This is a genomic window from Candidatus Hakubella thermalkaliphila, from assembly GCF_013281975.1.
GTDB lineage: Bacteria > Actinomycetota > Humimicrobiia > Hakubellales > Hakubellaceae > Hakubella > Hakubella thermalkaliphila.
In genome coordinates, this window is record NZ_BLRZ01000116.1 from 1 (window position 1) to 5,236 (window position 5,236).

10 protein-coding genes are annotated in these 5,236 nt (G+C 46.2%); 1 reads left to right on the forward strand and 9 read right to left on the reverse strand.

Going from position 1 to position 5,236, the window contains the following annotated elements; all coding sequences use genetic code 11:
• The 3 genes from HW443_RS09260 to HW443_RS09270 form a co-directional block, all read right to left on the reverse strand.
• The coding region (locus HW443_RS09260) for a HEPN domain-containing protein (RefSeq protein WP_176238092.1) at nucleotides 1-230 on the reverse strand (230 nt) is incomplete at its 3' end.
• On the reverse strand, nucleotides 221-592 hold the full coding sequence (locus HW443_RS09265) for a nucleotidyltransferase domain-containing protein (RefSeq protein ID WP_176231920.1): 372 nt from the start codon (nucleotides 590-592) through the stop codon (nucleotides 221-223). The genes HW443_RS09260 and HW443_RS09265, both read right to left, overlap by 10 nt.
• Nucleotides 593-733: 141 nt before the next feature.
• Nucleotides 734-1,000, reverse strand: coding sequence for a nucleotidyltransferase family protein (locus HW443_RS09270; protein WP_176237472.1), 267 nt, complete (start codon nucleotides 998-1,000; stop codon nucleotides 734-736).
• A 943-nt stretch (nucleotides 1,001-1,943) separates the two neighbouring features.
• On the opposite strand from HW443_RS09270, the gene HW443_RS09275 reads away from it, so the two are divergent.
• Complete coding sequence (locus HW443_RS09275) at nucleotides 1,944-2,156, forward strand: hypothetical protein (protein WP_176236139.1); 213 nt, start codon at nucleotides 1,944-1,946, stop codon at nucleotides 2,154-2,156.
• A gap of 268 nt (nucleotides 2,157-2,424) precedes the next feature.
• On the opposite strand, the gene HW443_RS09280 is transcribed toward HW443_RS09275, so the two are convergent.
• From HW443_RS09280 to HW443_RS09305, 6 genes are all read right to left on the reverse strand, one after another.
• Nucleotides 2,425-2,643: a DUF5647 family protein gene (locus tag HW443_RS09280; protein ID WP_176236140.1), complete on the reverse strand. Its 219-nt coding sequence runs from the start codon at nucleotides 2,641-2,643 to the stop codon at nucleotides 2,425-2,427.
• Nucleotides 2,640-2,915, reverse strand: coding sequence for a DUF7718 family protein (locus HW443_RS09285; protein ID WP_455423486.1), 276 nt, complete (start codon nucleotides 2,913-2,915; stop codon nucleotides 2,640-2,642). Before HW443_RS09285 ends, HW443_RS09280 begins: the two co-directional genes overlap by 4 nt.
• Before the next feature lie 25 nt (nucleotides 2,916-2,940).
• Nucleotides 2,941-3,162 (reverse strand): DUF2283 domain-containing protein, encoded by a 222-nt coding sequence (locus HW443_RS09290; protein WP_176236142.1) that lies wholly within the window; start codon nucleotides 3,160-3,162, stop codon nucleotides 2,941-2,943.
• Nucleotides 3,146-3,295 (reverse strand): hypothetical protein, encoded by a 150-nt coding sequence (locus tag HW443_RS09295; protein ID WP_176236143.1) that lies wholly within the window; start codon nucleotides 3,293-3,295, stop codon nucleotides 3,146-3,148. Before HW443_RS09295 ends, HW443_RS09290 begins: the two co-directional genes overlap by 17 nt.
• 98 nt (nucleotides 3,296-3,393) lie before the next feature.
• The gene (locus HW443_RS09300; RefSeq protein WP_176238093.1) at nucleotides 3,394-4,701 is read right to left on the reverse strand and encodes a PTS transporter subunit IIC; all 1,308 of its coding nucleotides are present in this window, start codon (nucleotides 4,699-4,701) and stop codon (nucleotides 3,394-3,396) included.
• 308 nt (nucleotides 4,702-5,009) lie between these two features.
• Nucleotides 5,010-5,236: Trm112 family protein (locus tag HW443_RS09305; RefSeq protein WP_320411287.1), on the reverse strand; the 227-nt coding region annotated here is incomplete at its 5' end.

The following is a 5,236-nucleotide window of genomic DNA, read 5'->3' on the forward strand; positions in this document are numbered from 1 at the left end:
GTTTTTATGAAATGTTGATTAAAAAGAGACATAACCCCGGAGTGTTTTGAAGAATCCTTATTTACGGTAGCAAGAAATGCTCTCATGGCATAGAAGACTGAATAATAAGCCCGGTTTACGGCCAGCCTAAAATTTTTGCGAGACACTTCATCTATGGCCTCATTGAGTGTAGTTTCAGCCCTCTCAAATCGGTGTTTGGCAAGTTCCTTCTGCTCAGGGGTTAGAGCCATATGCCCTCTTCTCTTATAGATTTAGCAAAAGGTGATGCTTTTATTAGGGGGCTTTCCCAGGTAGCAGTATCATACCTTATAGTAGAGATAAGCACATTGTGTTTTAAGTTTTCTTCTGCTGCTAATTCAGAAATGGACTTCTTTATTTCCCAGGAGAGATTGGTAAGGACAACTAAGATATCTATATCTGATTCTTGGTCACTTTCCCCTCTGGCTTTAGAGCCAAATAAGATAAGCTCTTTAATCAAAAAGCCAAACCTCTCCCTTAAAAGGTCAGCAAACTCTAAAACGGCATTCCTTTCTTCAGTTTTCAACAAGGAGAGCTTTTCCAGATTTCTAGCATTCGATGAAGTCTGTTTCATTTTGTTCGTCCCCTTATCCTGCCACATAATAGAGAGGGGTCATTGCTCATCTTCCTGCGCCAGCAGATCCAGGAATCCAGCGAAAGCGAGCAGTTCATCCCGTACTCCATCAAAGCACTGCCGCAACTGCGTAACGCTCAATCACAGATCAATACCCTCCCGCTCGATAGCCGCCAGCAGCGAAGGACGACAAGTTTCTACATCTAGCAGGTTCACCTGGATCTCTGAGTCCAGATCCATCACCGCACCCATAGCCTGAAAGGTGTCCTCGGGACGAATGCCCCAGGCCGCGATATCTACATCCGACCAGCGAGTGAAACGTCCCTTCTGCGCTAGCGACCCGAAGACCACCACCCGTGTGACGCCATATTGTTCCCGCAGCAGCGTTGCCACACGTCGTGCCAGCACCCAGGCCCGCTCGCGCCGCCGAGCCAGATTCCGCTGTTCCTGTTCCTGGCGCGCCCGCGCCCCTCGCCTATACTCTGCCAGTTCCTGAGCCGTCAATTTCGAGGCCATCTTTGCCATCTCTTCCACCAAACTCCTTTAACCAGAAATTCTTGCCAGCAATCGGGCAAATATGATCGTTGTGAGCTATGGTATCTACTCCACATCATAAACTTTATCGGGTTAATTCTACCATCCAGTTTCATAAAAAGGATAGTGCACCGATACTGGTTATCAAACATCTAATACCGATAAAACTCTTCCCAAGTGTTTCTCTATCTCTTCTTTTGAAAGTTCCTCCCTGTAGTACAAATTCTCGCTTCCACTATCCTTGGCTTCAGCGATCCTCATAGTAGAGTCTCCATTTAGCACTGAACATGTTTGAGTTTTTGGTCAGCCTGGCAAAACCAGACCTTTTCTTAAGACTTTTGTAAAGTTCGCCAGACGAAATACCAGCAACGTCCAAAAGAAAACCCAAGCGTCGCTGAATAGTTATAGGGTAAAGTCTGCCGTAAGTAGCAAGCTTCACAGGATCAATCTCATTTTTGGCCTCTCGCAGTTTCTCTAAAACCAAATCAACCGTGTACGTGTCTTGTTGATAGATTATTATCAATAACCGATTACATAATAGACTATAGTCTGCGTAAATTCAAGCAGATTTCGAAGTAAGCCCTAAACTGAAGACCTCTTAGCAGTATGTCAGTGGGGGAAATATGACTTTTAGCCCAATAAATATCGACAGTCACATGATCGAGTCAAGCTATTTAAAACCCTGATACACCTCGTGAGGTAAGAGATGCAAAGGAGGTCTTAAGGTACAGAGCATCACTGGTATCGCTTCGGGTAGCTATCAAAAACAAAGTGCGGGTCATCCTTTCCAAAAATAGAGTTGTGCTTAACTATTCGAATGTATTTAACAAGAAGGCCCTGGCCTATCTTCAAGGCCTTAAGCTTAAGGCCAGCCTATCGCCAAGCTATAGACGGACATATCAGAATAGCCGAAACCCTAAACTCGCTGATCCAGGAGGTCTCAAAGAGAATCAGGGAGATGGTAGAGGAGAGCCCTAAGGCCATGCTTCTTACCACCATGCCCGGGATAAGCTACTTTTCTGCCTTTTAATCTTAAGCGAAATTGCTCCTTCCAAAACAGCCATTGTTGCCCCAAAAATACTCAACCCAGCAAAGAACGAGAAGGGGAAATTTTTCAAGCACTGGCACAACTTGTATTGAGGACAGAAATACCCCTGAGAAAAACGAGCAGAGACCCAAGAACAGTTTTTTAAAGAAATCTTGGATATGGTTATAGCTCCTTATTGGTGAAATGGTCCTGAAAATCAAGAAAAGAAAAGCAAAAACCAGGGAGTAATATAAAAACTCAGGGTATCCACTTAGAGAAGAAAATAGAATGGAAAAAGAGAGGATAAAGAGGTTTTTAAAGTTGAAATCCTGGCTGACTTTCTCCACCCCGTAAAGCATGAGCGGAAACCAGATAACACAATAAGGGCATTTTCTGGAATTTTATCAAGCAGTTCAGGGTGATCCAAAAGATAGAGGTCAAACTCTGTAGAGAGTTTTTGGTTCTTTTCGAACAATTCCTTTTCGGTCATTTCCCCATCCTCCTTAAAAACTGAGCTTTGTAAGAAGTCCAGTTTTCCCTAATATCCGCATCTGCCAGGTTTAATGCCTCTTTGTAATCCATCTCGCCCAGCATCACTTTCTCTCTCAAACCTCTATGATTCAGAACATCTTTATGGGCAACACCATGGGCCGTATCATATCTTACTACCGGATACCACCTGTCACCTATCTTTGTCTCATATTGTACCACAAACCCTAAGATCCTTTTCCCTTCTCTTAGATGTTGGGAAGCATCAAATATTAAGGGATAATTTAGGGCTTATATTTTAAACCCCTGTACTTGCATGGATAACTTCGGGCAGCCTAAATTCTATTTTTCCACCTATAACTTCTGAGGCATCAATGACTTCTATCCCAATAAGTTTTTCATCTCGGTCGAAGTCAAGATGAACACCAGGGGTAGCAGTTACAGTTTTTGCTGCTTTTGCTAATGGTTCTTTAAAGTATAGGTAAAGAAGATCTCTAACCGGGTCATATTCTATTTTCACTTTCACGCACCTCCTCCCTCAAAAAAATCTTGCCATACCTTGCTTTTACAGTAAGTAACACGAAAGTGTCACCAACAGATTTGTAATATACCCTGACCTCTTTCTCCTCAAAAAATTCACTCTTAATTTTCAAGAATTCCTCCGCTCGAAAAAAGTGCATACCTTCCTGATGCGCCCATGAACTTCATGGCCCCCTGGAAAGTGGAAATTTCGCACTCTAGGGATAGCGATTCAGTCAAAACCGTAAAATGGGCTGATCACCTTCAGAAGCAGCCAGGGTACCACATGAGAGCCAGCATCGAGGCTGGAGACCTCCCCATAGCCCTCCGGAAAAGAGAGACCGGCCATCTCTCCGGTCTCCTTAAATAGAGGGGCCAGGTCAGTAGATATGAAAAGGATTAAGCCCATGATGACTACTCCGATAAGCAGGGCCCGAAAGAGATTTCCCCCATGGGGAGCCACACACCAGATCATAAAGAAAGGAAGGAGGGCCAGATCAGCAAAGGGCAGCATCCGGTTGACTCCCAAAGCCCCCAGACCAAGAGCTAAAAGCAGAGTGAGGGGAACCATCAAAAGGCCCAGGATAAGAACAGCGGGATGGCCCAGGGCCAGGCTGGCATCCAGACCCAGGTAGATCTTCCTTCCGGGAAACTTCCGGGCCAGAAAGGCCCCTATTTCCTGCACCAAAGGCAAAAGCCCTTCTTTAAGAACCTCCACCATACGGGGCAGAAGGACTATCACTGCCGCCATCTGCATGCCTAAAAGAAGGGTAAAAGCCACATTGGCTCCCACATCCTCAAAAAATAGTGGGGCTCGGGCCAAGATGGCCAGGACCACTCCCAACAGTAGCCCTATCACCACTGGCTCTCCCCATACCCCCAGGCGCTTTTTCATCCCTTCCAGATCCAGGTGGATCCTCTTTATTCCAGGTATGCGCTCCAGGAGCCAGTTGAGGGCCATGGTTAGGGGAAACCAGCCTACCGTAGCGGTATGGGGTAGGGAAACTCCCTCCAGACCAAAAAAGTCCTTTACCAGCGGAGCACTACGATCAGCCAGAAGGAAGATGATAGCTGCGGTGGCCAGGGCCACAAGCAAGCCCACCACATAGCTTTTACTAAGAGCATAGGCCAGAGTTCCGGCCAAGGAGAAACTCCAGTAGCTCCACAGATCCAGGTTCAAAGTGCTGGTACGACCCAGAACAAGCAGGACCAGGTTTAAGATCAGGACAGCCCCAAAGATGGCCGGAACAAAAGGAAGGGCCAGACTCATCTCCTGGGCCAGGGGCCAGCCCACATCTACCACCTCCAGGCTGAGGCCATAGTTCTGCACCATCTCCTGGGCCACCGAGCCCAGGCTGTCCAGGAGCAGACCCAGGATCAGAAAGATACCCAAGAAGCCCACCCCCACCATGATTCCCGATCGAAAAGCCCGGGAGAAAGACATTCCAAAGATTACTCCTAACAAGATGATAATGATGGGCAATACCACCACTGCCCCCAGATCCAGGATAAAACGGACTACTTCTATGGCCGATCCCATAATTTCTCTCCTTTCGCTGTGCGTTTCTCACGGATTACTATCTCTGTATGTAATATCGGCAGCTTTGTCCATTTTCTTAACCCTGAGTTTTCCCGATTGTCCCACCGTGCAAATGTGCCCCAAACAAAAATAGACCGACGAGCGATTCGGCCAAGAGTCCTCTCGTCGGCCTTAGTATATAGTAGTATTTTGGAGAAGCAAAACAAGAGCTACTCAAATGTTTTGCTATTCCGCGTTTCTAAATTGGCAACCGAAAAAATCACGTAGCTCAAAAGAAGTTTCATCATGAAACTTCTTCTTGGAGGATCCTAATTCCCCCCAAAATCTCCCTCCAAATCCCTCGCCTCATCAATGAGCATGATGGGTATGCCATCCTTAATCAGGTAGTATTTTCTGCAATTGAGGCAGATTAGACGCTCTTCTTTTAGCCCAAGTTCCGCAGAATCCCCCTGAGAAGAGCCAATTTTACGCTCGTTTTCTGGCTCTAGGGGGCCATTTTCGTCACCATTTTTGAGGGTCTCTTGTTCTTGCACAA